The sequence below is a fragment of the Mesorhizobium sp. M1E.F.Ca.ET.063.01.1.1 genome, from assembly GCF_003998155.1.
Taxonomy (GTDB): domain Bacteria; phylum Pseudomonadota; class Alphaproteobacteria; order Rhizobiales; family Rhizobiaceae; genus Mesorhizobium.
This window is the reverse complement of the sequence record NZ_RZSC01000542.1, coordinates 1-4,187: the sequence shown is the minus strand read 5'-3', so window position 1 is coordinate 4,187 and position 4,187 is coordinate 1. Positions and strand designations below refer to the sequence as shown.

3 protein-coding genes and 1 pseudogene are annotated in these 4,187 nt (G+C 63.7%); 3 read left to right on the top strand and 1 reads right to left on the bottom strand.

Translation table 11 applies throughout. From position 1 onward, the window contains the following. Positions 1 to 145 (top strand): annotated as a pseudogene (locus EOA29_RS43280) (penicillin-binding transpeptidase domain-containing protein); the annotation flags it as partial. Position 146: 1 nt separating this feature from the next. Here the strand turns inward: EOA29_RS43280 and EOA29_RS27505 are convergent. Beyond that, the gene (locus EOA29_RS27505; RefSeq protein ID WP_126093449.1) at positions 147 to 983 is read right to left on the bottom strand and encodes an SAM-dependent methyltransferase; all 837 of its coding nucleotides are present in this window, start codon (positions 981 to 983) and stop codon (positions 147 to 149) included. Between the two features lie 241 nt (positions 984 to 1,224). Here EOA29_RS27505 and thrS point away from each other — a divergent pair, with 241 nt between their 5' ends. Both thrS and EOA29_RS27495 read left to right on the top strand, forming a co-directional pair. Further along, positions 1,225 to 3,198, top strand: coding sequence for a threonine--tRNA ligase (gene thrS / locus EOA29_RS27500; protein WP_126093450.1), 1,974 nt, complete (start codon positions 1,225 to 1,227; stop codon positions 3,196 to 3,198). Positions 3,199 to 3,275: 77 nt separating this feature from the next. Next, positions 3,276 to 4,187: GNAT family N-acetyltransferase (locus EOA29_RS27495; RefSeq protein ID WP_127221879.1), on the top strand; the 912-nt coding region annotated here is incomplete at its 3' end.

Below are 4,187 nucleotides of genomic sequence, written 5' to 3'. Positions count from 1 at the left end.
CGATAAGAACAAGCGGTCGGTCGGCTGGTTCGTCGGCTGGGCCGAGAAGGACGGCCGCCGCATCGTGTTCGCCCGGCTGGTTGTCGACGCCAGGCGCGGCGACATGCCGAAGGGTCCCGCGACGCGGGCGGCTGAAGTGACCGATTTCAGACGCTTCGGCGGGCGCGAAGAATGTGCCCGCCGGAATTGCTCGTCGCGCCGTTTGGGGCTCGCGAAAAACGGGCGGCGATTGCGCCGCTTTTGAGATCTTCGATTTCGTCGAAGCCGAGATCATTGAGGGATTTCGCCAGCGCGCCGGGATCGAAGAAGCTGATCCAGGGCTCGCCGACGGATGCGACGCGCCCGGCATGGAAGGCAAGTGCGGCCTGTCCGGCCGCATCGCGGTTCTCAGCCGGTTCGCTGTAGTCGAACACGACCTCGCAGCCGGGGATGCCGGCAATGTAGGACAGCGTGCCAAAGATCGCTTTCCGAGTAAGATAGGGCACCACTCCAAGCCACATGAAGAAACTCGGCTCAGCCGGCCTCAGGCCGGCGGACGACAGTTCCTCCGACAGAAGCTGGCGCTCGAAATTGACCGGCACAAATTTGGCGCCCAGCGGCTCTGCGAGGCCGGCATCGGCGATAAGCCGACGTTTCCAGGCTTGCGTTGCCGGGTGGTCGACCTCGAAGACCGCGAGATCGGGGTGCGGGTTGCGCAGCGAAAAGGTGTCGAGACCGGCACCGAGCACCACGAGCTGGCGAATACCGCGCCGCACGGACGCCGCCAGCCAATCCTCGGCGAGGCGGGCGCGCGCCGCCACGAACAGGCGCATGCGGCGGCTGTGCTCGTCTTCCTGCTCGAGCTCCTCTGCCGCCGGGGCGCCGTCACCCAGAATTGTTATGGCGTAGCGGTCGCGAAACAGTCCTGCCTGCGGTGAAAGTTGATGCACTGCCCGCAAGCGCGCGACGCGAAGGGCGGTTCGACTGGGTGTGGCGTCTTCCATCCGGTCATCCAAATCCGTCCCCGGACCGTTCGCAAGTCTTCGCGACCAAGCTGCGATATCGCTGGTGACATTTCCTGACGGGGCTCTTTACCTGACGCGACACTGCCTCTAAAACCGCGCCCGCCGGCCATCGTCCATGTGATTGACGCTTCCGGCTAACCCTCTGCATGCTCCAGCACATTCCTGCGACATGCATTTTCACCACCCGCGCTCGTTTGCGGGACTGGATAGGAGACCTCTGATGCTGAATTCCGTTTCCCTGACATTTCCCGATGGCTCGGTCCGCGACTACGACGCGGCGATGACCGGCGCCGGCCTTGCCGAATCGATCTCAAAGTCGCTGGCCAAGAAGGCCGTGGCCTATGCGATCGACGGCACCGTGCGCGACCTTTCCGACCCGCTCGGCAAATCCGGCAAGGTCGAGATCATTACCCGCGACGACCCGCGCGCGCTGGAACTCATTCGCCACGACGCGGCACATGTGCTGGCTGAGGCCGTGCAGGAGCTTTGGCCGGGAACGCAGGTGACCATCGGGCCGGTGATCGAGAACGGGTTCTATTACGACTTCGCCAGGAACGAGCCGTTCACGCCGGAGGATTTCCCGGCCATCGAAAAGAAGATGCGCGAGATCATCGCCCGCAACAAGCCGTTCACCAAGGAGGTCTGGTCGCGCGAGAAGGCGAAGAAGGTCTTTGCCGAAAGGGGCGAGCGCTACAAGGTCGAACTGGTCGACGCCATTCCCGAAGACCAGGACATCAAGATCTACGCGCAGGGCGACTGGTTCGACCTTTGCCGTGGGCCGCACATGGCTTCGACCGGGCAGGTCGGCAACGCCTTCAAGCTGATGAAGGTGGCAGGCGCCTACTGGCGTGGCGACAGCAACAACCCGATGCTGACGCGCATCTATGGCACCGCCTTTGCCGACCAGGCGCAGCTCGAGGCATACCAGACGCTGCTGGAAGAAGCCGAAAAGCGTGACCACCGCAAGCTTGGCCGCGAGATGGACCTTTTCCATTTCCAGGAGGAGGGCCCCGGCGTCGTCTTCTGGCACGCCAAGGGCTGGAAGATGTTCCAGAACTTGGTCAACTACATGCGCCGCCGCCTCGACGAGCACGGCTACCAGGAAGTCAACGCGCCGCAGGTGCTGGACAAGAGCCTTTGGGAAACCTCCGGGCACTGGGGCTGGTATCGCGACGCGATGTTCAAGGTGACGGTTGCCGGCGACGATACCGACGACGAACGCATCTTCGCGCTGAAGCCTATGAACTGTCCCGGCCATGTGCAGATCTTCAAGCATGGATTGAAGTCTTACCGCGAACTGCCCGTAAAGCTTGCCGAGTTCGGCAACGTGCATCGCTATGAGCCGTCGGGCGCGCTGCACGGGCTGATGCGCGTGCGCGGCTTCACGCAGGACGACGCGCATGTCTTCTGCACCGAGGAGCAGCTCGCCGCGGAATGCCTGCGCATCAACGACCTGATCCTGTCGACCTATGCCGATTTCGGCTTCGACGAGGTCGCCGTGAAGCTGTCGACGCGGCCGGACAAGCGCGTCGGCACCGACGAGGCCTGGGAGCATGCCGAGGCGATCATGAGCAATGTGCTGGAGACGATCCGCACGCGCTCCGGCAATCGCATCAAGATCTCGATCAACCCGGGCGAGGGCGCTTTCTACGGCCCGAAGTTCGAATACGTGCTGAAGGACGCCATCGGCCGCGAATGGCAATGCGGCACCACGCAGGTCGACTTCAACCTGCCGGAGCGTTTCGGCGCCTTCTATATCGGCTCGGATTCGGAGAAGAAGCAGCCGGTCATGGTGCACCGCGCCGTGTGCGGCTCTATGGAGCGCTTTCTCGGCATCCTGATCGAGAACTATTCCGGCCATTTCCCGCTGTGGTTCGCGCCGCTGCAGGTGGTGGTGGCGACGATCACCTCCGATGCCGACGAGTATGCAATGAAGGTCGTCGAGCGGCTGAAGGCGGCCGGCCTGCTGGCCGAGGCCGACCTGCGCAACGAGAAAATCAACTACAAGGTGCGCGAGCACAGCCTAGCCAAGGTGCCGGTCATCCTCGTCTGCGGCAAGCGCGAGGCGGAAGAGGAGACCGTCAATATCCGCCGGCTCGGCTCCAGCGACCAGGAATCGCTGAAGCTCGCCGATGCGGTGAAGTCGCTGACCGACGAGGCGGTCTCGCCGGACCGCAAGCGCCGGGCGGCGTGAACCTCTCCTCCAATGGCGGTGGCATGGTCCACCGCCATTTTCACATGCCTGTCACGCCAAACCTGTAACGAGCCGTCATGCTCAAGCCGAAACTGCGGGAAAGACCCTTTCCCGAGCTCTCTTATGCCAACCAGCATCAGCCGGCGCTGACGCGGTGGTTCATCCATTCGGTCGAAGGGCTCTCGGGACGCGACCGCTTCGCCGTGCTCTATGATTTCTGGCGCCGCCAGGTTGCCCCAACGGGTGAACGCGTGTTCAGCCGCATGCTGGAGCTGATCGATGTCAGGGTGCGCAATGCCACCCAGTGGCCGCCGGTGAATTTGCCGGACACGCCGCTGGTGATCGTCGCCAACCATCCGTTCGGTATCGGCGACGGCATTGCCGTCCTGTCGCTCGTCGAGCAACTCGGCCGACCGTTCCGGGTCATGATCCACAAGGATCTGCTGAGGATCCGTGAGATGGAGGCCTATTCGCTGCCGATCGATTTTTCCGAGACCAAGGAAGCGCTGAAGAACAACATGGCCGTGCGCCACGAGGCGGTGCGGCTGCTGAAGGAAGGCGTCACCATCGTCGTCTTCCCGGCCGGCGGCGTCGCCACGGCGCCGAAAGGGTTCGGCCGGGCGATCGACCTGCCGTGGAAGATGTTCCCGGCCAAGCTCATCCAGGAAGCCAAGGCCTCCGTCATCCCGATGCATTTTTCCGGCCAGAACGGCCGCCTGTTCCACCTGGTCAGCGGACCGATGAACATGGCCGAGCGCGACAACCGCGTGGCGAAATTCGTCGGCAAGGCGTCGCTGACGCTGCGGACGTCCTTGCTCATCCGCGAGTTCGCGCGGCTGTCCGGCAAGGCGATCGAGGTGCGCATCGGCGATGTGCTGGGATGGAACGAACTGGAGCCGCTGCGCGACCGCAAGGCGCTGCTCGACCGGCTTTATCGCGCCGTTTTCGATCTGGCATCGCCGGCTGCGCCGAGGGGACGCGTACCGTTC